Consider the following 22,899-nt stretch of genomic DNA (forward strand, 5'->3'; position numbering starts at 1 on the left):
CGAATGAGGGTATTGCGGTTAGGCTTGCGGCTATGGCTAGTAAGACGGCTAGTGGGACCGGGACTCGATCGGGAACGCGAACTAGCAGGTCAAAGGCTGGTTCGCGGGCAAATTCACGGCCGTCCCGTGGCACGGCGGCCCGGCGCAAACCGGCACCGCGCCGGCAACGCTCGGGGCTGGCCGGGGCCGGGCTGGCCTGCGGACGGGCCGCCAGGGCGGGCTGGCTGATGGTCGCCAAGGCCGCCGGCGGCACCGCACGGTCCGTCGGCCGCGCCCACGACATCGACCCGGGCCATCGCCGGGACGGCATCGCGCTGGCCCTGTTGGGCCTGGCGGTCGTCACCGCCGCAAGTTGCTGGCTGGACGCCGCGCGGCCGGTCGGGGCATGGATCGACACCGGCCTGCGCACCGTGATCGGCGCGGCGGTGGTCCTGCTTCCGGTGCTCGCCGGCGTCGGCGCCGTCCTGCTGATGCGCACCGAACCCGACCCGGAGAATCGGCCCCGGCTGATCCTGGGATCGGCGATGGTCGCGCTGCCGATCCTGGGCCTGTGGCATCTGTGGGCCGGCTCGCCGCAGACCCCGGATGGCCGCCTGCACGGCGCCGGCTTCGTCGGGTTCGCGATCGGTGGGCCGCTCGCCGACGGGCTGACGGCGTGGATCGCCGCGCCGCTGTTGTGCATCGGCGTGCTGTTCGGAGTGCTGCTGCTGACCGGGATCACGCTGCGCGAAGCGCCCGAGGCGCTGCGTGATCTGTTCACCGCGCGCGGCTACGAGGACGACTACTACTACGACGACGACGGCTATGGTGACGGCTACGACGACGGTGATGACGTCGGCTATGACGATGAGCGCGACGCCGTCGCCGAGGACATCCCCGACTGGCAGTCGCGCACCCCGCTGGACAACTATCCGGTCGACGAGGCCCCCACCGCGGCACCGCCCCCGGCCAAGCCCGCCCGTCGCAAGCAACCCAAGGCGGCCAAGCCCACAGACACCACCGTGGTACTGGACCGGGTGGTGGAGGGTCCCTACACGCTGCCGCCGCTGACCCTGCTGCTGGCCGGCGATCCACCGAAGAAGCGCACCGCCGCCAACGAGGCGATGGCCGATGCGATCACGTCGGTGCTCGAGCAGTTCAAGGTCGACGCCGCGGTCACCGGCTGCACCAGGGGGCCCACCGTCACCCGCTACGAGGTGGAACTGGGCCCCGGGGTCAAGGTCGAGAAGATCACCGCGTTGCAGCGCAACATCGCCTACGCGGTGGCCACCGAAAGCGTGCGGATGCTGGCGCCGATCCCGGGCAAGTCCGCCGTGGGCATCGAGGTGCCCAACACCGATCGCGAGCTGGTGCGGCTGGCCGACGTGCTGACCGCGCCGTCCACCCGCCGTGATCACCATCCGCTGGTGATCGGGCTGGGCAAGGACATCGAAGGCGACTTCATCAGCGCCAACTTGGCCAAGATGCCGCACCTGCTGGTGGCCGGCTCCACCGGCTCGGGCAAGTCCAGCTTCGTCAACTCGATGCTGGTGTCACTGCTGGCCCGCGCCACGCCGGAGGAGGTCAGGATGATCCTGATCGACCCGAAGATGGTGGAACTGACGCCGTACGAGGGCATTCCGCACCTGATCACCCCGATCATCACCGCGCCCAAGAAAGCCGCCGCCGCGCTGGCCTGGCTGGTCGAGGAGATGGAGCAGCGCTACCAGGACATGCAGGCGTCCCGGGTGCGCCACATCGACGACTTCAACGAGAAGGTGCGATCCGGCGCCATCACCACGCCGCTGGGCAGCGAGCGGGTGTACCGGCCCTACCCCTACATCGTCGCGATCGTCGACGAGCTCGCCGACCTGATGATGACCGCGCCGCGCGATGTCGAGGACGCGATCGTGCGGATCACCCAGAAGGCCCGGGCCGCCGGCATCCACCTGGTCCTGGCCACGCAGCGCCCGTCGGTGGACGTCGTCACCGGCCTGATCAAGACCAATGTGCCGTCCCGGCTGGCATTCGCCACCTCGTCGCTGACCGACTCGCGGGTGATCCTCGACCAGGCGGGCGCCGAGAAGCTGATCGGTATGGGCGACGGCCTGTTCCTGCCGATGGGCGCCAACAAGCCGATCCGGCTGCAGGGCGCGTTCATCTCCGACGAGGAGATCCACGCCGTCGTCACCGCGGCCAAGGAGCAGGCCGAGCCCGAATACACCGAGGGCGTCACCGCGGCCAAGCCGAGCGGCGAACGCACCGACGTCGATCCCGACATCGGTGACGACATGGAGGTCTTCCTGCAGGCTGTCGAGCTGGTGGTGTCCAGCCAGTTCGGCTCGACCTCGATGCTGCAGCGCAAGCTGCGGGTCGGCTTCGCCAAGGCGGGCCGGCTGATGGACCTGATGGAGACCCGCAGCATCGTCGGCCCGTCCGAGGGGTCCAAGGCCCGCCAGGTGCTGGTCAAGCCCGATGAGCTGGCCGCCACCCTGATGGCCATCCGCGGTGGCGGCGAGCCGGATGACGTTGAGGACGCCGACGATTAGACGTTGACCACCAGCGACAATCCGTGCCGATCCCGGACCGGCCCCCGGCGCCAGGGCCGCCTGCTGCGGACCAACAGGCGGTGGACGGCGGCCTCGATGCCGTGCGCCAGCTCCTCGGCGTCCGCGACGGCGTCGTAGTCGGCAAGGACGCCGAAGAACAGGCTGTCGCCGTAGCGCAGGATCGCCGCGCCGGTGCGCAATCGCAGAGCGATCGGCGGGATGGGAAGCACCGCGGACACCTGGCGTCCCATGATCTGCAGCGGCCGGTCCGGGCCGGCGACATTGGCCGCCAACGCCACCACGCTGCGTTGCGGCAGCCGCGACAGCAGGTTGGTGGTCCACGCGGTGACCGGGGCCGGGATCGCGCGGGCCACCGCCATCCACGCGTCGCGGCGCTCGGCGACGACGGTGGCCTGGGCCAGCCGGGCGTGAACGAGCCGTAACCGGACCACCGGGTCGTCCTCATCGACCGGCAGTCGCGGCAGCAGCATCGCCTGCCGGATCGGCACCAGGGTCCGCAGCGAATCGGCCTGTGGCCACTCGCCGCGGCGGAGCAGGATGTTGCGGTAGCTCTCGGTGACCGCCGCCAGTGCGACGTCGTCGACGGTCACGTCGAATGCCCGGCAGATCTGCTCGACCTCGGCGGCGCCGACCCGCGCCGCGGTGTAGCGCCGCCGGCTGGTCAACGGACCGTTGAGCGGGGTGACCGGCCGCAGCAGGCCCGTCGCGAATCTCGCCGCGCCCCGCAACGTCTGGTCGGCCTTTATCGCCCCGATCATCGCGTCGACGGCGACCGTGGTCGCGACCCGCAGCGCGCCGTTCCACCGGGTGCGCTGCCGGGAACTTTCGGGACAGGCCGCACTGTCGCGCCTGGTGGGGTGCGCTACGCCCTCGTCGGACAGTCCGGCCAGGATGTGGACGGTGGCGACCGCGTCGGCGATGCACGGGTGCACCTTGACCAGCAGCGCCCAGCGGCCATCGGCCAGGCCGTCGACCACCCAGATCTCCCACAGCGGCCGGTCCCGGTGCAGGGGCCAGGACATCACCTCAGCGACCACGGCGAACAACTCGGCGTCGGTGCCGGGACCCGGTACCGCGACGCGGCAGACATGGCGGTCCAGCCGGAAGTCATCGTCGTGCACCCACTCGGCGGCCCCGAGGTCGAAAACCCGGCGCCGCAGGCGCTGGGCGAACCGCGGGCAAGCAGCGATCCGCTCGCCCAGCACCGACATCAGGGCTCGGTGGTCGGGGATCGGACCGTCCAGCACCGCCAGGGCGCCGATGCCCAGGTGCGTGTGCCGGTCGGTGTCCTCCACGTGCAGCAGGCTGGTGTCCAGGGGGGTCAGGTGCTCGGTCACGGCTACCTCCAGTTATCTGCAACTGTCAGTACCACTATCTCCGGTGTGCGTCGCCGGCGGCAGGGCCGGAAGTCCCCGGTTCGCGGCGCCGGGGATGCACAGACACGCCCCGGACACGGACCGGACACGGACCAGACACCGGCGTTTTTCCGCAACCGGCGGGGGCGTAATCTCGCCACGTGGACTGGGCACGACTTTTCGCTTTCGACACACCTCCATCGGAGATCTTTGTCCGCGGAACCGTTATCTACATAGCGATTTACGCGTTGCTGCGGGTGGTGTTGAAACGTGAGGCGGGCACCAACGGCATCACCGATCTGATCGTCGTGGTGTTGATCGCCGACGCGGCGCAGAACGGGATGGCGGGCGGTTACCGGTCGATCAGCGACGGGATCCTGCTGGTCGGGGTGATCATCGGCTGGTCATACCTGCTGAACTGGATGGGACACCGCTGGCCCGGAGTGGCCCGGGTCCTGCGGCCGGGGCCGTTGCTGGTGATTCACGACGGCGAGCTCCTGCACGGAAATATGCGCAAGGAGATGATCACCGAGGCGCAGGTCCGCGAGCAGGCTCGCAAACAGGGGATAGCGGACCTCGCCGTCGTCCGGGAGGGCCGGATGGAATCCGACGGGCAGTTCAGCTTCCTGATCGGCTCGACTCGCCGGGCCGCCGGTCTGGCCGTGGATTAAAGGATCAACAGCATCCGGGTGTTGCCCAGGGTGTTGGGCTTGACGTAGCTCAGGTCGAGGAATTCGGCCACCCCGACGTCGTAGGAGCGTTGCATCTCCGCGAATACCTCTGCGGTGACCGGGGTCCCGTCGATCTCGGTGAAGCCGTGCCGGGCGAAGAACGCGGTCTCGAAGGTCAGTACGAACAGCCGCTGCAGCTGCAGTTCGCGGGCGACCTGCAAAAGGCGTTCGACGAGGGCGCGCCCGATACCGCGGCCCGTCAGTGCCGGATCCACGGCGATGGTGCGCACCTCACCGAGGTCCGACCACAGCACGTGCAGGGCGCCGCAGCCCACCACCTGTTGTTCGGAATCCTCGGCCACCCAGAACTCCTGGACCGCCTCATACAGCGTCACCAGGTTCTTCTCCAGCAGGATTTTCCCGGAGTAGATGTCGACCAGCTGCTTGATCGCGGGGACGTCGGAGGTCCGAGCGCGCCGGATCAGGGGCCGCTGGGCCGGTGGATCAGCCTCAGAATGCACAGCTGCACAGTATCGGTTTCTCACTTCTGGCTGGGTAACCGATATTCTGTCTGCCGTGTCGGGGCAACCTCAAACCGGTCCGGCGGTGACGCGCGTCCCCGTGATCAATCCGGCCAACGCGCTGACCGTCATGCGACTGCTGTTGGTCCCGGTCTTTCTGCTGGCGCTGTTCGCCGAAGACGGCCATGACGCTAAGACCCGCATCGCCGCGTTCGTCATCTTCACGGTGGCCATCATCACCGACCGGCTCGACGGTGCGCTTGCCCGCAACTACGGGATGGTGACCGAATTCGGCACCCTGGCCGACCCGATTGCCGACAAGGCGCTGATCGGGGCGGCGTTGATCGGCCTGTCGATGCTCGGCGACCTGTGGTGGTGGGTGACGGTGCTGGTGTTGGCCCGAGAGATCGGGATCACCGTGCTGCGGTTCGCGGTCCTGCACCGCGGGGTGATCCCGGCCAGTCGCGGCGGAAAGCTCAAGACGCTGGTCCAAGCGGTCGGTATCGGGCTGCTCGTCCTGCCCCTGACCGGCCCCTGGCTGGTGACGGCCTGGGTGGTGATGGCCGCCGCCGTGGTGCTGACGGTGGTCACCGGCGTGGACTACGTGATGTCGGCGGTCGCCGACCTTCGAGGGCCCGACCGGAGCTGACCGGCGGTTCAGCGAGGCTCGACGGAGGAGAGGCGAAGCTGGGGCCGCCGCATGAACCCGGCGGTTCAGCGAGGCTCGACGGAGGAGAGGCGAAGCTGGGGCCGCCGCATGAACCCGGCGGTTCGGGAACCCGGACGGGCGTCGCGGGCGTTGACCTTGGTGACTGGCTGTTTTCCAGGTTGAACCGATCTAAGGAGTGCACGATGACGACATTGCTGCGGGAATCGGTCGGCGAGGTGTTGCGTCAGGCCCGTACGGCGCAGGGTCGCACGCTGCGTGAGGTGTCCGATTCGGCGCGGGTCAGCCTGGGTTACCTCTCGGAGGTCGAGCGCGGCCGCAAGGAAGCGTCCAGCGAGTTGCTCAACGCGATCTGCGCGGCGCTGCGGATCCCGTTGTCGGCGGTGCTCTTCGATGCCGGCAATCGGTTGGCGCGGGCCGAGCGGGCCGAGCGCAACATCGGGGTCACCCGCATCGACGCCGGCACCAAGGTCGTCATCCCGCCGATCCGGGCGATGGCTTCGGCGTGATCGCCCCGAAGCCAGCCTGAACCCCCTCCCGATGACCGCTGACCCGATAAATTGATCAGCGGTAGGGGGCGGACGACAACATCCGAACAACCAGACGGAGCTGACTGATGGCCAACCCGTTCGTCAAGGCGTGGAAGTACGTGATGGCGCTGTTCAACGCCAAGATCGACGAGCACGCCGATCCGAAGGTGCAGATCCAGCAGGCGATCGAAGAGGCGCAGCGCCAGCACCAGGCACTCACCCAGCAGGCCGCGCAGGTGATCGGCAACCAGCGACAGCTGGAGATGCGGCTGAACCGCCAGTTGGCCGATATCGAGAAGCTTCAGGTCAACGTACGCCAGGCGCTGACGCTGGCCGACCAGGCCACCGCGTCGGGGGACACCGCCAAGGCCACCGAATACACCAACGCCGCCGAGGCGTTCGCGGCTCAGCTGGTCACCGCCGAACAGAGCGTCGAAGACCTCAAGGCCCTGCACGACCAGGCGCTGTCGGCGGCGATGCAGGCCAAGAAGGCCGTCGAGCAGAACGCGATGGTGCTGCAGCAGAAGATCGCCGAGCGCACCAAGCTGCTCAGCCAGCTCGAACAGGCGAAGATGCAGGAGCAGGTGAGCGCGTCGCTGCGGTCGATGAGCGAGATCGCCGCGCCCGGAACCACCCCCAGCCTCGATGAGGTCCGCGACAAGATCGAACGGCGCTACGCCAACGCGGTCGGCGCCGCCGAGTTGGCGCAGGGCTCGGTGCAGGGCCGGATGCTCGAGGTGGAACAGGCCGGTGTGCAGATGGCCGGCCACTCCCGGCTGGAGCAGATCCGCGCGTCGATGCGCGGTGAGGCACTGCCCGCCGGCGGCACCGCTGTGGCGCCGAGCCAGCCCACCCCGGCGGCTCCGCAGTCCGGTGCCAATCCTTCGCCCGAGAATCCGCTGGACCGGTAGTAGATGGCCGTGAGAGCCGGGGGCCTCAGAGATCGCCGCCGGGGCGCACTGCTTCAGCGCGCCGTCGACCGTGCCAGCGAGGCCGCCGACTTCCTCGCCGACAGGCTCGGTGCGATCTCCGATCCGCGGGCCAGATTGCTGCGCAAGCGCCGCTGGGCGCTGCGCCTGGGGCTGTTCTTCGGTGCCGCGTGCGGGTTCTGGATGCTGGTGACGGCCCTACTGGCGTCGTGGGCCACACCGGTGTGGGTGTTGTTGATCACCGGGCTGATCGCCGCCGGTGCGGCCGCCCCGGCAACGCTGCTGTTGCTGCGGTATCGGTGGCTGCGTTCGGTTCCACTGCCGGCGGTGCGGGCCGTGACCGCCCGCCGCCTGCCGCCGCCCGGTTCGGCGGCGCGACCGGCGATGTACGCGCTGGGCGCCTCCGAGCGCGGCATGGTGTCGCTGCTGGGCGTATTGGAGCGTGGCCGGCTGCTGCCGGCCGGTGAGATCACCGAACTGACCGCCGCCGTCAACGGGGCCGCGTCGACGATGGCGGCCACCGCTGCCCAGGTGGTGTCGATGGAGCGCGCAGTGCAACACAGCGCCCAGTCACGGGAGTACCTGGTGCCGACGATCAACGCATTCACCGCTCAGTTGAGTGCCGGAGTTCGCCAGTACAACGAAATGGTCACCGCCGCAGCGCAACTGGTGGCATCAGCGAACGACGGGTCATCGACGCCTTCCGGCGATCCGATGAATTCGCCGATGTCCCAACAGCGTTACCGCGAGGAGCTGACCAGCGCGACCGACCGCATGCTCGGCTGGGCGCAGGCGTTCGACGAACTCGCCGAGCTGCCCCGGATCTAGATGTCGTCGGTTCGCTGATCCCCGAATTCGGGTCGCGGGCCGTAGCGTTCGACGTAAGCCCGGTGAATGTGGGCATCGCGCTCGCGCTTGCGCGCGTCGGCGAGTTCCGGGTCGAGGCCGTGCATCCGCAGCATGTGCTTGCGCCATACCTTGTTGAGCGCATGCGAGAACAGGATCGCCATGAACCAGATCGGAAACGTCATGCTCATATGCGTCAGGAAGTCAGTTGGCAACAGCCAGAACGGGATCAGGATCAGCGTCGTCGGCACGACGGCGCGCATGATCATTCGAACGGTGGCACCCGGCCCGGCCAGGTCGTTGCGGACCCAGTCCAGGAGCTCGGGAGGTAGGGGCCGTCCGTAGCAATACCGGAGGTATTGGGTCGCGTTAGGCCGCCGGGGCCTGTTCACTCGGGTGTTCAACACGGCCTACATCGTCGGGCGTAGCGCGGGGAAGACGGTCGCTGCGATCGCCCGCAACGTCGCCTTGAACATGTCGAGGAAGTCAAAGTAGTCGCGCCACAACGTGATACGCCCATTGTGTACCTCGAACACCCCGCACACCCAGAACTGCAGCCGCAGCGGGCCCAGGGTCAGCGCGTCAGTGCGCTCGGTGAGCACCGCCGCGCCGTCGGCGGCGATGCGGTGGATTTTCACATCGAAGGCCGCCCGGCCGGCCATCCGGCGGAACAACCCGATAGTGGCGCTGCGGCCGTAGATGGTCGGCAACCCGACGTTCTGATACACCACGTCCTCGGCGAGGACCGTGGCCGCCGCGTCGTGATCATCGTCGGCGAGGGCGTCGAGGAACGTCTCCACCGTACGGATGTTGGCGGCCGCCTCGATCTGCTGGACACTCGGTTCGGTCATGCCTCCCAGCCTAGGCCTGCGAGTCTGTGGCACGGTAGGCCGATGCGCATCGTGGTAGTCGCCGGGCCCGACCCCGGCCACGCATTCCCGGCGATCGCGCTGTGCCGGCGTTTTCTCGCGGCCGGGGACGCGCCGACGCTGCTGACCGGGGTGCGGTGGCTCGACACCGCACGCGCCGCCGGGGTGGACGCCGCGGAGCTGCTCGGACTCGACGCCACCGCCGCCGATGACGACGCCGATGACGGGGCCAAGCTTCATCATCGGGCGGCCCGCATGGCGCAACAGAACCGCGAGCAGCTGCGAGTGCTGGCGCCGGACCTGGTGGTCTCCGACGTGATCACCGCCTGCGGGGGAATGGCCGCCGAACTGCTCGGGATCCCCTGGGTCGAACTCAGCCCGCATCCGCTGTACCTGCCCTCCAAGGGACTGCCGCCGATCGGCAGCGGGCTGGCGCCGGGCCGCGGGGTGAGGGGGCGGTTGCGGGACACGATGATGCGGTCGCTGACCGCACGGTCGGTGCGATCCGGTCTGCGACAGCGCGCCGAGGCCCGGGCGGGCATCGGTCTGCCGGACCGCGATCCCGGGCCACTGCGGCGCCTGATCGCCACGTTGCCCGCCCTCGAGGTGCCCCGGCCCGACTGGCCCGCCGAGGCCGTCGTCGTCGGGCCGCTGCACTTCGAGCCGACCGAAGAGCTGCTCGCTGTGCCACCGGGTTCCGGCCCGCTGGTGGTGGTGGCGCCGTCCACCGCGACGACCGGGGCCGCCGGGTTGGCCGAGCTGGTGTTGGAGCACCTGGTGCCCGGCGAAGGGCTGCCCGAAGGCGCCCGGGTCGCAGTCTCGCGGCTTAACGGCCCCGAGTTGACCCTGCCGCCATGGGCCGTCGCCGGGCTGGGCCGCCAGGACGAACTGCTGTCCCGCGCCGATCTGGTCGTCTGCGGCGGCGGGCACGGGATGGTGGCCAAATCCCTGCTGGCCGGACTGCCGCTGGTGGTGGTGCCCGGCGGGGGCGACCAGTGGGAGATTGCCAACCGCGTTGTGCGCCAGGGCAGCGGACGGCTGATCCGGCCGCTGACTCCGGCGGCGCTGGTCGAGGAGGTGCGCGCCGTGCTGGCGTCACCGAGCTTCCGTGACGCCGCACGACGGGCCGCCGAGGGCGCCGCCGACGTGGCCGACCCGGTACGGGCGTGCCACGAGGCCCTTTCCTGCGCTGAGTAGGTTGGAACGCGTGCGCCGGACCGAATTCCACGAGCGGGTCGCGCTGCGCTTCGGTGCGGCTTACGGCGCCACGGTGCTGACCGACCACGTGCTGGGCGCGGTGGGCGGACGGACCGCCGCTCAGGCGATCGAGGACGGGGTTGAGCCCCGCGATGTGTGGTGGGCGCTGTGCGCGGACTTCGACGTGCCGCGCGATCAGTGGTGAGAGTGATCCTGCGGGCTCGTGATGCTGCGGACCAGGGCGACGGCCAGATCCGAGCAGAGCGCGGCCAATTCGGTGGTGGATTCGACGGGGTTGGCCAGCCAGGCCTCGATGATCTGATTGACGCCGCCGACGATGAACAGGGCGCCGCGGCGTAACTCCGCGGGCGGCGGAACCTCGCTGTCGAGGACGCCGGGAGCGTGCTCGACGACCGAGTCGGTGATGAGGTCGAGGATGCGTGCGCGGTGCTCGTTGAGTCCGGGTACGGCGGACAGGTCGCTGGTGGCGATGCGGTGGATGTAGGGGTCGGCGGCAATGAGGTCGAGGAAGGCCGTCAGCGCCGACCGCAGTTTGTCCGAGAGCGTGCCGGGATCACCGACGCCGGCGGTGACCATCGCTTCGAGCAGTTGGTCGCGGACGTCGTCGGAGACCGCGAACAGCAGCGCATCCCGGTTGGGGAATTGCTCGTAGAAGTAGCGGGGGATCAGCCCCGCGGCGGCACAGACACCGCGGACGGTGACTTCGCCGATTCCGGATTCACCCCAGATCCGGCGGCCGGCGGCCAGGAGTTTGCCCCGGCGTTCGGCACGGCGGTCGACCGCGCTGATGCCGCCGTAGTCGCGCACAACTCCCGGGCGTTTCATTGACATCACCCTACCTGCGGCCTATGTTTGGAACACAGGTGTTATCCAAAGTTGCGCTTGGGGGCTAATCTGATGAACTCGCCGGTAGTGGCCATCCCGACCCGCCATCCGGACACGCCCGGCGCGATTCCGGCCAGCATTCGGATACTGGCCGCGGCGTTGGGGATCGGAAAGCCCACACCGCAGCGGTGGCGTCAGATCGGTGCGGACCTGACCGCCGGCGACGAGCCGATGCAGCGGTTGGTCGAGTGGATGTCGGAGACCGGGTCCAAGGAGACGCGGCCGATCTTCGACCGGATTCTCGCCCACGGGCTGGCTTCGGTGCCCGATGCCCCCGAACCGCTGCGCGAGTTCTTCGGCGAATTCGAGCCGATCCCGGACTGGGTCGACATGGACCGGGTCCGCCAGGGCCAGCGGGCGCTGCGCCGCGGCGGTGCCGACGGCACCTACATCGCCCGTGACGTGTCCTTCCTGGGCGGCTACCAGTTCTCCTCGTTCAACAAGACCCTGCTGCGCACCGGTGTGCTGGAGAAGGGCTCGAACAAGCGGTTCGCCGAGACGCTGCAGTGGGCGATGGACGTCACCGGTGCGGGGGGACTCGAACCGCTCGGCGTCGGCTATCAGGCCACCATCCGGGTCCGGCTGATCCACGAGTACGTGCGCCGGCACGTGGCCGCCCTGCCGGACTGGCGCAGCGACGAATGGGGCCTGCCGGTCAACCAGACCGACATGGCCGCCACCCTGGTGGGGGCACTGATCGCGCCGCCGGCCGCCGGGCTGGGGCTGGGCATCGTGCTGGCGCCGGGCGAACTCGAGGACATCGCGCACCTGACCCGCTACGTCGGCTGGCTGATGGGCGTTCGCGACGACTGGCTGCCGGGCAGCTTCCGCGACGGCGTCCGCATCCTCTACCAGACCCTGGGTGCGCTCTCCGAGCCCGACGAGTCGACCAAGCAGCTGGCGGTCCCGATGGCCGACGACCCGCTGGAGTGGTACTTCGGTGCCATGGCCGGTGTGCGGCGTCGGATCGCACGGTCGGCGCACCTGTCGGTGACCGGCAGCTTTCTGGGGCCGCGCACGATGCGCAAGCTGGGCCTGCCGGCCTTAGTGCTGCCGTGGTATCCGCTGGTGCGGATGCCGGTGAACCTCGTCCGTAGCGCCGCGGCGCTGCTGCTGCCCGGCGGGCTGGACCGCGCGGCCCGGCGCGGGCGCCGCGAGCAGGAGGAGTTCATGCGCACCATGATGGGCGACGAGGACACCGCCATCGGGGCGTCGGCACACGTCATGCAAGTGGCTTAGACCCGTCGAGGGTCCGCCGAAAGTCCGACACGCCGACACGCCGCGTGTCGTATTTGATTCGAACATCCGTTCGCCTACTGTGGAGAGAGTTCGCCGGGTTGTCGGACCCTGTCGTTAGCGTCACGGCCAACCGACCGAGAACCGGTCAACCGAACACCGAACCACAGGAGAGGCATCATGGCGCAAGCCCCCGATCGCGAGAAGGCACTCGAACTGGCGATGGCCCAGATCGACAAGAATTTCGGCAAAGGCTCGGTGATGCGCCTCGGGGACGAGGTGCGTCAGCCGATCTCGGTCATCCCGACCGGGTCGATCGCCCTGGACGTGGCGCTGGGTATCGGCGGCCTGCCCCGGGGCCGGGTCGTCGAGATCTACGGTCCGGAGTCCTCCGGTAAGACCACCGTGGCGCTGCACGCGGTGGCCAACGCCCAGGCCGCCGGCGGTATCGCGGCGTTCATCGACGCCGAGCACGCGCTGGACCCGGAGTACGCCAAGAGGCTCGGCGTGGACACCGATTCGCTGCTGGTGTCCCAGCCCGACACCGGTGAGCAGGCGCTGGAGATCGCCGACACCCTGATCCGCTCCGGTGCGCTGGACATTCTGGTCATCGACTCGGTGGCCGCGCTGGTGCCGCGCGCCGAGATCGAGGGCGAGATGGGGGACAGTCACGTCGGCCTGCAGGCCCGGCTGATGAGCCAGGCGCTGCGGAAGATGACCGGCGCGCTGAACAATTCGGGAACCACCGCGATCTTCATCAACCAGCTGCGGGAGAAGATCGGGGTGATGTTCGGCAGTCCTGAAACAACCACGGGCGGAAAGGCTTTGAAGTTCTACTCCTCGGTGCGCCTGGACGTACGGCGGATCGAGACGCTCAAGGACGGCACCGACGCGGTCGGCAACCGCACCCGGGTCAAGGTGGTCAAGAACAAGGTCAGCCCGCCGTTCAAACAGGCCGAGTTCGACATCCTCTACGGGCGGGGCATCAGCCGCGAAGGCTCACTGATCGACATGGGCGTGGATCAGGGCTTCATCCGCAAGTCCGGCTCCTGGTTCACCTACGACGGTGAGCAGCTCGGGCAGGGCAAGGAGAACGCCCGTAACTACCTGCTGGAGAACGTCGACGTGGCCAACGAGATCGAGAAGAAGATCAAAGAGAAGCTCGGCATCGGCGCCGTGCTGACCGATGGTTTGGCTGATGACGTCCTGCCCGCTCCCGTCGACTTCTGAGCCGTCTGAGCCTGCTGAACCCAAGCGCGAGGAGCAGGCGAAGTCACTGTGCCTTCGCCTGCTCACCGCGCGGGCCCGTACCCGCGCCGAACTCGCCGTGAAGCTGGCCGAACGGGGCTACCCCGAGGACGTCAGCACACGGGTGCTCGACCGGCTGGCCACCGCCGGCCTGATCGACGACGCTGACTTCGCCGAGCAGTGGGTGCGGTCTCGGCGCGAACACGCGGGCAAGGGCCGCAAGGTGCTGGCCGCCGAACTGCGCACCAAGGGCGTCGCCGAGGACGTGATCGCCGGGGTGCTGGCCGGTATCGATGCCGGCGCCGAGCGGGACCGGGCCGAACAGCTGGTGCAGGGCAGACTGCGACGCGAAACCCTCGGCGACGACGACTTGCGGGTCACCCGCCGGCTGGTGGCGATGCTGGCGCGGCGGGGCTACAGCCCGTCGATGGCCTACGACGTGGTGCGTGACGAGCTGGCCGCCGAACGGGAGCGCCGACGGGTGTGAGGCTCAGGCCTCGCCGATCTCGTCGACCTCGTCTTTGCCGGTGAAGACCTCCTTGGTCCGCTCGACGGCGTGGGTGGCGATCTCCACCGAATCCTGGACGATCGCGCTCACGCCGCCGGAGACGTCTCCGCGGATGATGTCGCCGGCGTCCTCGACGATGTCGGACGCCTTCTCGACGGCGTGCGTGGCGATGTCGCGGGCGGCGTTGAACGCGTCCCTGGGAGTGATAGCCATCAGAGTCTCCTGTCGTTGGCTGTTGAGTCCGACTTTAGACGCCGGATCACCGCCCCGCAGTGCCTAAATCACCTCGGCTCCCGGGGTGCCCTCCGGCTCGATCGTGGCTGCCTCCAACGGGTTGTGCCGCGTACGGCGCAGCCGGCGCTCCAGGCCGATGGCGCCGGCGGAGAGCCCCAGGTTTCCGGTGATCATCAGCGCCGCGATCACCAGCAGCGCGGGCAGGTAATTGCTGTACTGCGAGCCGGCCACCGTGCCCTGGCGCACCATTTCCACGAACGTGATCTGATAGCCGATCGCGGTGTCCTTGAGCGCCACCACCAGTTGCGACACCAGAACCGGAAGCATGGTGGTGACGGCCTGGGGCAACAACACCAGCTGCATCGAGCGGCCCCAGCTCAACCCCAGTGCGGCGGCCGCCTGGGACTGCCCTGCGGGCAGGGCGTGGACTCCGGCCCGCACGATCTCGGCGATGACGGCGCCGTTGTAGAGCGTCAGGCCGGTGACCACCCCGGCCAGGGCGGTCTGCTGCGGCGGGAACGCGTCGAGGGCGCCGTAGACGAAGTAGGCGAAGATCATCATGATCAGCACCGGGATCGCCCGGAACAACTCCACCACCACCGCGCAGCTCCAGCGGATCGCCCTGAGCCCCGACAAGCGCCCGACACCCAGCCCGACACCCAGGACCAGCGCCAGCCCGATCGACCAGGCCGCCGCGGTCAGCGTGCCGGCCACGCCGGGCAGCACATAGGTCCGCCACAGGTCGGCGGTGAGAAAGGGCGTCCACTTCTCGGCGGCCAACTGGCCCTTGGCGGACAGCCGCGAAAGCACCACCCAGCCCAGCGCCGCCGCGGCCAGCACCGTCGCCACCGACATGGCGCGGTGGCGGGCGCGGGCTCGCGGCCCGGGTGCGTCGAACAGCACCGTCGCGCGGGCCGTAGGCCTCATCTGTGCACCGTCCAGCGCCTGCCCAGGTAGCCGAACAGCAGGCCCAGCGGCAGGGTGAGCACGACGAAACCGGCCGCGAAGACGGCACCCACCGCTACCAGCGCCGCGGTGTTCTCGATCATCGACTTCATCAACAACGCCGCTTCGGCGACCCCGATCGCCGACGCCAGCGTGGTGTTCTTCGTCAACGCGATCAGCACCGAGCCCAGCGGGATGATCACTGCACGAAAAGCCTGGGGCAGCAATATGATCCGCAGGTTCTGGCCGAAGCCCAGCCCGAGTGACCGCGCAGCCTCGGCTTGGCCGATGCCGACCGTGTTGACGCCGGACCGCAGCGCCTCGCACACGAACGACGCCGTGTACACGCTCAATCCGAGCACCGCGAGCCGGAAGTTGCTGTCGTCGATCGACGTCGGCGAATGCGGGTCGGTCAGTGTCACCCCCAGCGTCTGGGCCAGGCCGAACGAGCACAACAGCAACAGCAGGGTCAGCGGGGTATTGCGCACCAGGTGCACGTAGCCGGCGCCGAGCCACCGCAGCGCCGGAACCGGAGCCAGTCGCATCGCGGCCAGGCCGGTGCCCAGGATCAGTGCGCCGATCCCGGACAGCACCGCCAACTCGACCGTGACGGTGAACGCCTGCAGGATCTGGCCTCGATACTCGGCGAACATCATCGCTCGATCGGCGGTGGGTCGGGCACCGCGAACCCGGCGGCGCCGAAGTTGTCGATGAACGCCGCCCGCCACGATCCGTCGCGTTCCATCTGCTCGAGGGCGTCGTTGATCCGCCGCCGCAGCCCCTCGTTGCCCTTCTGCACCCCGATCCCGTACTTCTCTTCCGAGAAGCGTTCGCCGACCAGCTTGAACGCCCCGGGACTCTGGGCGGCATACCCGGCCAGGATCACGTCGTCGGTGGTCACCGCGTCGATCGCGTTGTTACGCAAGGCCTCCACGCACGCCGAGTAGGTGTCGTAGCGCTGCAGCTGAACGCCCGGATAACGGTCTTTGATCCGTTGGGCGGGAGTGGATCCCGACACCGAACACAGCTTCTTGTGACGTTGCAGCGACGCCGTGCCGGTGATGTCGGTGTTGTCGGCGCGCACCAGCAGCGACTGTCCGGCCAGCAGATAGGGGCCGGCGAAGCCGACCTTCTGCCGCCGGGAGTCGGTGATCGAATAGGTGGCGACCACGTAGTCGACCTGCCCGTTGCGCAGCAGCATCTCGCGTTGGCCCGACGGAGCTTCGGTCCAGGCGATGCGCTCGGGCGGGTAACCCAACCGTCCGGCGACATAACGCGCCACGTCGACGTCGAAGCCGCCGAGCGTGCCGTCGGGTCTTTTCACGCTCAACCCGGGCTGATCGAACTTCACTCCGACGGTGATCTTGCCCGTGTCGTGGGCGGTGCACGCCGCGGAGAGCGCGGTCAGGGCGGACCCCACCGCCAACACGGCGCAGAGCCGGGTCAGCACGCGCGACCGCCGCGAGAACAGCATCAGTGGTCGAGGATCCGGGCGAGAAAATCTTTGGCCCGGGCGGACTTCGGGTCGCCGAAGAACTCCGCCGGCGGGGCGGCCTCGACAACGGCGCCGTCGGCCATGAACACCACCCGATCGGCGGCGCGACGGGCGAAACCCATCTCGTGGGTCACCACCACCATGGTCATCCCGTCGTCGGCCAGCGAGCTCATCACCGCCAGCACCTCGCTGATCATCTCCGGGTCCAGCGCACTGGTCGGCTCGTCGAACAGCATCACCTTGGGGTCCATCGCCAGCGCGCGGGCGATCGCCACCCGCTGCTGCTGCCCGCCGGACAACTGTGCGGGGTGTTTGCCGGCCTGATCGGCGACCCCGACCCGTTCCAGCAGTGCCATCGCCCGCCGCTGGGCCTCGGCCCGCGGGGTCTTGTGCACCTTCATCGGAGCCAGTGTGACGTTGTCGAGGATGGTCTTGTGCGGAAACAGGTTGAACGCCTGGAACACCATCCCGACCTGCGCCCGCAACCGGGCCAGCGGCGCGCCCTCGGCCGGCAGCGGCCGGCCGTCGACGGTGATGGTGCCCGAGTCGACGGTTTCGAGTCGGTTGATGGTGCGGCACAGGGTCGACTTGCCCGAGCCGGATGGGCCGAGGATCGCCACCACCTCGCCTCGGGCGACGTCGAGATTGATGTCTTTGAGCACATGCAGGCCGCCGAAGTGCTTGTTGACGTCCCGGATGGCGATCATCGGCACGGGATCCGACCCGCCGCTGGTCATGGCATCCGACCCTACCGATGAGGTGGCCGCCGCCATATCCGGTCTTGGTCAATCCGATCGATTCGGGTGTCGCCGGCCGCCGTAGCATAGGCCCGGTGAGTTCGCCGGCGATTTCCGAACAGGTGCGCACCTACGAGGTGCGTACCTACGGCTGTCAGATGAATGTTCACGACTCCGAACGCATCGCCGGCATGTTGGAACAGGCCGGCTACCGCCGCGCCGCCGCGGGCGCCGACCCCGACCTGGTGGTGTTCAACACCTGCGCGGTGCGCGAGAACGCCGACAACAAGCTGTACGGCAACCTGAGCCACCTGGCGCCGCACAAGCGCAGCAACCCCGATATGCAGATCGCCGTCGGGGGCTGCCTTGCCCAGAAGGACAAGGACGGCGTGCTGAACCGGGCGCCGTGGGTGGATGTCGTGTTCGGCACACACAACCTGGGCTCGCTGCCGGTGCTGCTGGAACGGGCCCGGCACAACCGGCAAGCCCAGGTCGAGATCGTCGAGTCGCTGCGGGAGTTCCCCTCGTCGCTGCCGGCCGCACGGGAATCGGCTTATGCGGCCTGGGTTTCCATCTCGGTCGGCTGCAACAACAGCTGCACCTTCTGCATCGTGCCGTCGCTGCGGGGCCGCGAGGTGGACCGCAGTCCCGGGGACATCCTCGCCGAAGTCGCCGCGCTGGCCGATCAGGGTGTTCTCGAGGTGACGCTGCTGGGGCAGAACGTCAACGCCTACGGTGTCTCCTTCGCCGACCCGGCACTTCCGCGCGACCGCGGCGCATTCGCGTCGCTGCTGCGGGCCTGTGGGGACATCAAGGGGTTGGAGCGGGTCCGATTCACCTCCCCGCACCCGGCCGAGTTCACCGACGACGTCATCGACGCGATGGCCCAGACCCCGAACGTGTGTCCCACGCTGCACATGCCGCTGCAGTCCGGCTCGGACACCGTCCTGCGGGCGATGCGCCGCTCCTATCGGGCCGAGCGCTACCTGGGCATCCTCGACCGGGTCCGGACGGCCATCCCGGACGCGGCGATCACCACCGACCTGATCGTCGGGTTTCCCGGCGAGACCGAACGCGATTTCGCCGATACCCTCGAGGTGGTGCGGTCCGCGCGATTCTCGGCCGCGTTCACCTTTCAATACTCCAAGCGTCCCGGCACGCCGGCCGCCGAGTTGCCCGACCAGCTGCCCAAAGAGGTTGTCCAGCAACGTTACGACCGTTTGGTGGAACTTCAGGAGGAGATCTCCCTGCAGGAGAACCGGGCGCAGATCGGCCGCACCGTCGAGTTGCTCGTCGCGGTCGGGGAGGGGCGCAAGGACGCACAGACGGCGCGGATGAGCGGCCGCGCTCGCGACGGCCGGTTGGTGCACTTCGCCCCGGGGGAGGCGCAGGTACGTCCCGGCGACGTGGTGACCACGACGGTGACCGGCGCGGCGCCGCACCACCTGCTGGCCGACGGGCCGCTACACAGCCACCGCCGCACCAGGGCCGGCGACATCGCGGCCGGCCCCCCACCCGGTGTCGGGCTGGGCATGCCGAAGATGCCGGGGGCCGCGCGGTGAGCGGCCGGCCCGACGACGCCGGGCAGCACGGCGACTTCGAGGCCTACCGGGCTGATATCGAAGCCGCGGAGCGCCGCGTGGCCAGCGAAATCGACCCCGGAGGCAGGGGTTTGGTCGTCGCGATCTGCGTGTTCGTGCTGCTGGCGTCGTTCCTGGCGCCGCACACCGGAGCGGTGCGGGGCTGGGATGTGCTGTTCGCCGCCAACGGAGCCGACGAAGCCCTGGTGAGCCTGCCGTCGCGACTGTTCATGTGGCTGGCGCTGCTGTTCGGTGTCGGGTTCTCGATGCTGGCCCTGCTGCTCCGGCGCTGGGCGGTGGCCTGGGTGGCCCTGGCCGGTTCGGCGGTGGGCAGTGTGGCCGGGCTGCTGGCCGTGTGGTCGCGCCAGACCGTCGCGGCCGGCCATCCGGGGCCCGGGTTCGGCCTGATCCTGGCCTGGATCACCCTGATCGTGCTGACGTTTCACTGGGCCCGGCTGGTGTGGTCGCGCACGGCGGTGCAGCTGGCCGCCGAGGAGCAGCGCCGCCGCAACACCGCGCAGCGTCAGGTGCTGGGCCTGCTGGACGAGCTCAAGCCTCCCGAGGACCCGCCTCCGGGCGAGTAGCCGCCGGCGCGCCCCAGCCGTCGCGGCTGCCCCGGTAGGCCCGGGCCCGCAGCCCCGCGAGCCACCGGGGACGCAGCTGGACACCCGGTGGCGTGTTCACCACCGGGTCGAACGCCACGTCAAGGCCGTGGTCGAGGCCCGTGAGCACCAGGTGGGCCAGCGGACGAAATCCCGCCGTGCCGTGGGCCTGGTCGAGCTCGAAGCAGACCTCGTCCCGGTCGATCCGGTTGCGGATGCTGCCCAGCGTCAATCCGTAGCCGGGGATGGGCGTGGTCAGCCGCGCCCGCAACCACCACAGGCCTCCCTGATAGTCCAGCGGCATGAGCGTGGTCATTGTCAGCCCGGCCCACGACGCGACGGGCCGCAGTCCCACCGCTCGGCCCAGCGCCCCGGAACCCGCCGAGACCAGCAAAATGTCCCAGGAGCCGTCCTCGTGGCGCGGTGCCGGCACCCGCAGGGCCAGTCCGATCGCGTCGGGCAGCGCCCCCGGAGTGCCCGCGCCCTTGGAGATTCGGGCGACCACCTCCGCCGACCCCACCGGCAGGCCCTCGTCGGCTGGTGCGACCCGCTCCAGAAAGCCGGATGCCAGCACACCGGCGGGATGGAAGAACCGGCGATGCAGCGCCGCCGCCCCCCAGCGGAACAGCTGTGCGGCCGGGTCCATCAGCTTCGCGGCACGTCGCCGCGCCACCCGCCGGTCTCCGCGGGCTGGTTGCGGACCGTGCGGATCGGCCGCCGGATGTCGAGTGCTGCGGTGATGTTGCTGGTCATGCCTACCCCCGAATGAGATGGTGTCCGGTCACCGAGGGGTTAACCCGGCGCACCCGATCGCCAAACCTCACCCGGGTCAGCGCCGGTTGAGCGCCTGTTCGGCGGCCTGGGCCCATTGCCGCCACTGCTCGGCGCTGGCGCTGGCCTCCGCGGCCTCCTTCTCCCGGCCGGCGGCCTGCGCCTTGAGCGCCTGACGCTCGAATTGCTCAGCGCGAGTACGGAACTGGGCGGCGCGCGCCTCGGCCTCCGGGTCCACCCCGGATGCGTCGGCTGCTGCGGCGGCGTCCCGCACCTTCTTCTCCACCGCCCGCAACCGCCGCTCCAGCTCGGTGGAGCGCTCCCGGGGGACCTTGCCGATCGCGTCCCACTTGGTGACGATCGACCGCAGCGCGGTGCGAGCGGCATTCTGGTTGGCCGGGTCGATCCGCTCCGCCTCGGCCAGCAGCGCCTCCTTCGCCGTGGCATTGGCCACCAGCTCGGCGTCGCGTTCGGCGTTAGCGGCGTTGCGTGCGCTGAAGAACGTGTCCTGGGCGCCTTTGAACCGCTGCCACAGCGCCTCGTCGACATCTTTGCTCGCCCGCCCGGCCGCCTTCCAGGTGTTGAGCAGCTCCCGGAACGCGGCACTGGTGGCCGCCCAGTCGGTCGAGCCGGCCAGCTCCTCGGCGCGCTTGCACAATCGTTCCTTCTCCTCGCGCGCCCCGGCCCGTCCGCGGTCGAGGTCGGCGAAGTGCGACCCGCGCCGCCGGTTGAAGGCGTCCCGGGCCGCCGCGTAACGCTTCCACAGGGCGTCGTCGGTCTTGCGGTCCAAGCCGGTGATCGTGCGCCACTCCTCGAGGATGGTTCGCAACCGGTCACCGGCAGCTTTCCACTGCGTCGAGTTCGCGGCCAGCTCCTCGGCCTCGGCGGCCAGCGCCTCCTTGCGGGCGGTCGCCGCGGCCCGCTGCTCGTCGCGCTGCGCCCGGTTGGCGGCGGCGACGGCCGCGGCACGCTCGCTGACCGCGGCGATGCGCGCCGCCAGCGCATCGACGTCACCGAGGACACTTGCCGTCGGCAACGACTCGGCCAACGCCGCCGCGGAAGCCTTGATCTTGCGTGCGTCGCCGCTTCCGGAGGCCAGCCGCTCCTCGAGCAGGGTGATTTCGGTGCTCAGATCGTCGAATCGGCGGCCGAAGTGTGCGAACGCGGCCTCGGGGTCGCCGGCCTGCCAGGAGCCGACCTGCCGCTCACCGTCCGAGGTGACCAGCCAGACCGTGCCGTCGTCGTCGACCCGACCGAAGCGGTGCGGATCGCTGGCCGGAGGGCCGGCGATCACCGGGCCGGGCCGAACGCCCGGCTTCGGGCCGGGTCGGGGTCCCGGGCGCGGACCCGGGCGGGGCGAGGGGGCGGACGAACCGCTGTCGATGGTCATCGCTGTCGTCACCTAACTCTTCGCGGTAGACCCGCGTATCTGCCGCGCACCGCGGCGCCTTCGATCTGCCTAGAAGCATTCAAGCGTATTCAAGCAGTTACCCGCCGTGCTGCGCGGCCAACTCGGCAGCAGCGGGGCTGATTCGGCTCCGGCCTGTATTCTTGCGCCGGTTGAGGGAGGGTCATGTCGACAGGGAATGTCATCGCGGCGCTGCTGGCACTGTGCGCCGCGCTGGCGTCCGCGATCGGCGATGTTATTCGTCAGCGATCTGCGCAGGAGATTACCGACCAGCAGGTCGGCCACCTGCAGCTGTTCTGGTTGTCGCTGCGCGATCCGCGCTGGTGGGGTGGCGGGGGCGCGGCGGTGGCCAACTACGCGCTGCAGGCGGCGGCATTGGCCGTGGGTTCGGTGATCCTGGTGACCGGGCTGCAGGTGACCGCGCTGTTGTTCGCGCTGCCGATGTATGCCTGGTTGACCCACCGCAGGGTGACGAACTGGGAATGGATGTGGGCGATCGTGCTGGCCGCCGCGTTGGCCGTGGTGGTGGTCGTCGGCGACCCGACCGAGGGCAAACAGCACGCCCCGGCGGCTACCTGGATCGCGGTGTCGGTGGTGGTGGTCACGTTGTTGCTGGCCTGCGCGGTGGCTGCCCGCAGGCTCCGGGGCCGGCCCGCCGCCGCGGTGCTGCTGGCCGTGGTGGCCGGTACCTCGCTGGCGGTGTTCGCGTTGCTGACGAAAGTGCTCGTGGAGCTGATCAAGGCCGAGGGTCTGGAAGAAGCGCTGGAGTCGCCCGTGGTGGTGCCGTGGCTGGCCGCGACCCTGGCCGGGATGATCTTCCAGCAGTCGGCGTTCCGGGCCGGGGCCCTGACGGCGTCGATGCCGACGATGATCGTGGCCAAACCGCTGGTGGCCAGTGCCCTGGGGGTGCTGCTGCTCAACGAGCACATTCAGGCCGGCGGGGTCGAGGATGTCGCGGTGATCATCGGGGTGGTGCTGATCGTCATCGCGACGGCGGCGCTGGCCCGCGGTGAGGCCGCCACCATCGTCGCCGACGCCGGGGGCTCCGACCTGGCCGAGCCGGTGGCCTCGCCGACGAGCAGCTAACTTTGGTGC

At 69.5% G+C, this 22,899-nt stretch carries 26 protein-coding genes; 14 read left to right on the plus strand and 12 right to left on the minus strand.

The genetic code is table 11. The features are described from left to right. Positions 1-32: 32 nt before the first annotated feature. Entirely contained in the window at positions 33-2,528 is a 2,496-nt protein-coding gene (locus G6N23_RS07955) for an FtsK/SpoIIIE family DNA translocase (protein ID WP_173675028.1), read from the plus strand. Here G6N23_RS07955 and G6N23_RS07960 read toward each other — a convergent pair. Next, complete coding sequence (locus G6N23_RS07960; RefSeq protein WP_085260425.1) at positions 2,525-3,886, minus strand: wax ester/triacylglycerol synthase family O-acyltransferase; 1,362 nt, start codon at positions 3,884-3,886, stop codon at positions 2,525-2,527. The genes G6N23_RS07955 and G6N23_RS07960 overlap by 4 nt on opposite strands. A gap of 179 nt (positions 3,887-4,065) precedes the next feature. On the opposite strand from G6N23_RS07960, the gene G6N23_RS07965 reads away from it, so the two are divergent. Beyond that, positions 4,066-4,575: a DUF421 domain-containing protein gene (locus G6N23_RS07965; RefSeq protein ID WP_085260426.1), complete on the plus strand. Its 510-nt coding sequence runs from the start codon at positions 4,066-4,068 to the stop codon at positions 4,573-4,575. On the opposite strand, the gene G6N23_RS07970 is transcribed toward G6N23_RS07965, so the two are convergent. Next, positions 4,572-5,096 carry an amino-acid N-acetyltransferase gene (locus tag G6N23_RS07970; protein ID WP_085260427.1) on the minus strand — a complete coding sequence of 175 codons (525 nt, stop codon included), beginning with the start codon at positions 5,094-5,096 and terminating at the stop codon, positions 4,572-4,574. The two genes, G6N23_RS07965 and G6N23_RS07970, sit on opposite strands and share 4 nt — an antisense overlap. A gap of 55 nt (positions 5,097-5,151) precedes the next feature. On the opposite strand from G6N23_RS07970, the gene pgsA reads away from it, so the two are divergent. The 4 genes from pgsA (at position 5,152) to pspM (ending at position 8,050) form a co-directional block, all read left to right on the plus strand. Next, positions 5,152-5,745, plus strand: a complete 594-nt coding sequence (gene pgsA, locus G6N23_RS07975; protein WP_085260428.1) for a CDP-diacylglycerol--glycerol-3-phosphate 3-phosphatidyltransferase — start codon at positions 5,152-5,154, stop codon at positions 5,743-5,745. 203 nt (positions 5,746-5,948) lie between these two features. Further along, entirely contained in the window at positions 5,949-6,272 is a 324-nt protein-coding gene (clgR, locus tag G6N23_RS07980; protein WP_085260430.1) for a transcriptional regulator ClgR, read from the plus strand. Between the two features lie 107 nt (positions 6,273-6,379). Beyond that, on the plus strand, positions 6,380-7,204 hold the full coding sequence (gene pspA / locus G6N23_RS07985; protein WP_085260431.1) for a phage shock protein PspA: 825 nt from the start codon (positions 6,380-6,382) through the stop codon (positions 7,202-7,204). A 3-nt stretch (positions 7,205-7,207) separates the two neighbouring features. After that, the gene (gene pspM, locus G6N23_RS07990; RefSeq protein WP_085260432.1) at positions 7,208-8,050 is read left to right on the plus strand and encodes a phage shock envelope stress response protein PspM; all 843 of its coding nucleotides are present in this window, start codon (positions 7,208-7,210) and stop codon (positions 8,048-8,050) included. Here pspM and G6N23_RS07995 read toward each other — a convergent pair. Beyond that, complete coding sequence (locus G6N23_RS07995) at positions 8,047-8,472, minus strand: DUF5313 domain-containing protein (protein WP_275991663.1); 426 nt, start codon at positions 8,470-8,472, stop codon at positions 8,047-8,049. The genes pspM and G6N23_RS07995 overlap by 4 nt on opposite strands. Positions 8,473-8,478: 6 nt before the next feature. Then, positions 8,479-8,919, minus strand: a complete 441-nt coding sequence (locus G6N23_RS08000) for a limonene-1,2-epoxide hydrolase family protein (protein ID WP_085260433.1) — start codon at positions 8,917-8,919, stop codon at positions 8,479-8,481. A 42-nt stretch (positions 8,920-8,961) separates the two neighbouring features. Here G6N23_RS08000 and G6N23_RS08005 point away from each other — a divergent pair, with 42 nt between their 5' ends. Both G6N23_RS08005 and G6N23_RS08010 read left to right on the plus strand, forming a co-directional pair. Further along, a complete protein-coding gene (locus tag G6N23_RS08005) occupies positions 8,962-10,134 on the plus strand; it encodes a glycosyltransferase (RefSeq protein WP_085260434.1) in 1,173 nt (390 codons plus the stop codon). A 10-nt stretch (positions 10,135-10,144) separates the two neighbouring features. Further along, positions 10,145-10,339, plus strand: a complete 195-nt coding sequence (locus G6N23_RS08010; protein ID WP_085260435.1) for a DUF3046 domain-containing protein — start codon at positions 10,145-10,147, stop codon at positions 10,337-10,339. Here the strand turns inward: G6N23_RS08010 and G6N23_RS08015 are convergent. Next, positions 10,330-10,980: a TetR/AcrR family transcriptional regulator gene (locus tag G6N23_RS08015; RefSeq protein WP_085260436.1), complete on the minus strand. Its 651-nt coding sequence runs from the start codon at positions 10,978-10,980 to the stop codon at positions 10,330-10,332. The two genes, G6N23_RS08010 and G6N23_RS08015, sit on opposite strands and share 10 nt — an antisense overlap. 72 nt (positions 10,981-11,052) lie before the next feature. Here G6N23_RS08015 and G6N23_RS08020 point away from each other — a divergent pair, with 72 nt between their 5' ends. The 3 genes from G6N23_RS08020 (at position 11,053) to recX (ending at position 14,011) form a co-directional block, all read left to right on the plus strand. Then, positions 11,053-12,279, plus strand: coding sequence for an oxygenase MpaB family protein (locus tag G6N23_RS08020; RefSeq protein ID WP_085260437.1), 1,227 nt, complete (start codon positions 11,053-11,055; stop codon positions 12,277-12,279). Between the two features lie 174 nt (positions 12,280-12,453). Beyond that, positions 12,454-13,506, plus strand: a complete 1,053-nt coding sequence (recA, locus tag G6N23_RS08025) for a recombinase RecA (protein ID WP_173675075.1) — start codon at positions 12,454-12,456, stop codon at positions 13,504-13,506. After that, positions 13,472-14,011 carry a recombination regulator RecX gene (recX, locus tag G6N23_RS08030; protein WP_095174202.1) on the plus strand — a complete coding sequence of 180 codons (540 nt, stop codon included), beginning with the start codon at positions 13,472-13,474 and terminating at the stop codon, positions 14,009-14,011. The genes recA and recX overlap by 35 nt, the downstream gene beginning before the upstream one ends. A gap of 3 nt (positions 14,012-14,014) precedes the next feature. Here recX and G6N23_RS08035 read toward each other — a convergent pair whose 3' ends face one another. From G6N23_RS08035 to G6N23_RS08055, 5 genes are all read right to left on the minus strand, one after another. Further along, positions 14,015-14,245: an Rv1893 family protein gene (locus tag G6N23_RS08035; RefSeq protein ID WP_085260440.1), complete on the minus strand. Its 231-nt coding sequence runs from the start codon at positions 14,243-14,245 to the stop codon at positions 14,015-14,017. Between the two features lie 63 nt (positions 14,246-14,308). Continuing rightward, a complete protein-coding gene (locus tag G6N23_RS08040) occupies positions 14,309-15,193 on the minus strand; it encodes an amino acid ABC transporter permease (protein WP_085260441.1) in 885 nt (294 codons plus the stop codon). After that, the gene (locus G6N23_RS08045) at positions 15,190-15,867 is read right to left on the minus strand and encodes an amino acid ABC transporter permease (protein ID WP_085260442.1); all 678 of its coding nucleotides are present in this window, start codon (positions 15,865-15,867) and stop codon (positions 15,190-15,192) included. The genes G6N23_RS08040 and G6N23_RS08045 overlap by 4 nt, the downstream gene beginning before the upstream one ends. Next, the gene (locus G6N23_RS08050; RefSeq protein ID WP_085260443.1) at positions 15,864-16,685 is read right to left on the minus strand and encodes a glutamate ABC transporter substrate-binding protein; all 822 of its coding nucleotides are present in this window, start codon (positions 16,683-16,685) and stop codon (positions 15,864-15,866) included. Before G6N23_RS08050 ends, G6N23_RS08045 begins: the two co-directional genes overlap by 4 nt. After that, positions 16,685-17,443, minus strand: a complete 759-nt coding sequence (locus G6N23_RS08055; protein WP_085260561.1) for an amino acid ABC transporter ATP-binding protein — start codon at positions 17,441-17,443, stop codon at positions 16,685-16,687. The genes G6N23_RS08050 and G6N23_RS08055 overlap by 1 nt, the downstream gene beginning before the upstream one ends. Positions 17,444-17,601: 158 nt before the next feature. On the opposite strand from G6N23_RS08055, the gene miaB reads away from it, so the two are divergent. Continuing rightward, positions 17,602-19,005: a tRNA (N6-isopentenyl adenosine(37)-C2)-methylthiotransferase MiaB gene (gene miaB, locus G6N23_RS08060; protein WP_234808577.1), complete on the plus strand. Its 1,404-nt coding sequence runs from the start codon at positions 17,602-17,604 to the stop codon at positions 19,003-19,005. Further along, positions 19,002-19,607 (plus strand): Rv2732c family membrane protein, encoded by a 606-nt coding sequence (locus tag G6N23_RS08065; protein WP_085260445.1) that lies wholly within the window; start codon positions 19,002-19,004, stop codon positions 19,605-19,607. Before miaB ends, G6N23_RS08065 begins: the two co-directional genes overlap by 4 nt. Here the strand turns inward: G6N23_RS08065 and G6N23_RS08070 are convergent. Continuing rightward, complete coding sequence (locus tag G6N23_RS08070) at positions 19,573-20,271, minus strand: phosphodiesterase (RefSeq protein ID WP_085260446.1); 699 nt, start codon at positions 20,269-20,271, stop codon at positions 19,573-19,575. The genes G6N23_RS08065 and G6N23_RS08070 overlap by 35 nt on opposite strands. Before the next feature lie 183 nt (positions 20,272-20,454). Then, positions 20,455-21,786 carry a DUF349 domain-containing protein gene (locus tag G6N23_RS08075; RefSeq protein WP_085260447.1) on the minus strand — a complete coding sequence of 444 codons (1,332 nt, stop codon included), beginning with the start codon at positions 21,784-21,786 and terminating at the stop codon, positions 20,455-20,457. A 183-nt stretch (positions 21,787-21,969) separates the two neighbouring features. Here G6N23_RS08075 and G6N23_RS08080 point away from each other — a divergent pair, with 183 nt between their 5' ends. After that, entirely contained in the window at positions 21,970-22,890 is a 921-nt protein-coding gene (locus tag G6N23_RS08080; protein WP_085260448.1) for a DMT family transporter, read from the plus strand. Positions 22,891-22,899 lie beyond the last annotated feature (9 nt).

It is taken from the genome of Mycolicibacter terrae (assembly GCF_010727125.1).
In the GTDB taxonomy this organism is placed as follows: domain Bacteria; phylum Actinomycetota; class Actinomycetes; order Mycobacteriales; family Mycobacteriaceae; genus Mycobacterium; species Mycobacterium terrae.

Coding starts and splice junctions, on each gene's coding strand:
- G6N23_RS08050 (WP_085260443.1), bottom strand. CDS start 16,685: ATGCTGTTCTCGCGGCGGTCGCGCGTGCTGACCCGGCTCTGCGCCGTG.
- pspM (WP_085260432.1), top strand. CDS start 7,208: ATGGCCGTGAGAGCCGGGGGCCTCAGAGATCGCCGCCGGGGCGCACTG.
- G6N23_RS08035 (WP_085260440.1), bottom strand. CDS start 14,245: ATGGCTATCACTCCCAGGGACGCGTTCAACGCCGCCCGCGACATCGCC.
- pspA (WP_085260431.1), top strand. CDS start 6,380: ATGGCCAACCCGTTCGTCAAGGCGTGGAAGTACGTGATGGCGCTGTTC.
- G6N23_RS08040 (WP_085260441.1), bottom strand. CDS start 15,193: ATGAGGCCTACGGCCCGCGCGACGGTGCTGTTCGACGCACCCGGGCCG.
- G6N23_RS08015 (WP_085260436.1), bottom strand. CDS start 10,980: ATGAAACGCCCGGGAGTTGTGCGCGACTACGGCGGCATCAGCGCGGTC.
- G6N23_RS08045 (WP_085260442.1), bottom strand. CDS start 15,867: ATGATGTTCGCCGAGTATCGAGGCCAGATCCTGCAGGCGTTCACCGTC.
- miaB (WP_234808577.1), top strand. CDS start 17,602: ATGAATGTTCACGACTCCGAACGCATCGCCGGCATGTTGGAACAGGCC.
- G6N23_RS08055 (WP_085260561.1), bottom strand. CDS start 17,443: ATGACCAGCGGCGGGTCGGATCCCGTGCCGATGATCGCCATCCGGGAC.
- G6N23_RS08020 (WP_085260437.1), top strand. CDS start 11,053: ATGAACTCGCCGGTAGTGGCCATCCCGACCCGCCATCCGGACACGCCC.
- G6N23_RS08070 (WP_085260446.1), bottom strand. CDS start 20,271: ATGGACCCGGCCGCACAGCTGTTCCGCTGGGGGGCGGCGGCGCTGCAT.
- G6N23_RS08005 (WP_085260434.1), top strand. CDS start 8,962: ATGCGCATCGTGGTAGTCGCCGGGCCCGACCCCGGCCACGCATTCCCG.
- G6N23_RS07955 (WP_173675028.1), top strand. CDS start 33: ATGGCTAGTAAGACGGCTAGTGGGACCGGGACTCGATCGGGAACGCGA.
- G6N23_RS08075 (WP_085260447.1), bottom strand. CDS start 21,786: ATGACCATCGACAGCGGTTCGTCCGCCCCCTCGCCCCGCCCGGGTCCG.
- clgR (WP_085260430.1), top strand. CDS start 5,949: ATGACGACATTGCTGCGGGAATCGGTCGGCGAGGTGTTGCGTCAGGCC.
- G6N23_RS08080 (WP_085260448.1), top strand. CDS start 21,970: ATGTCGACAGGGAATGTCATCGCGGCGCTGCTGGCACTGTGCGCCGCG.
- G6N23_RS08000 (WP_085260433.1), bottom strand. CDS start 8,919: ATGACCGAACCGAGTGTCCAGCAGATCGAGGCGGCCGCCAACATCCGT.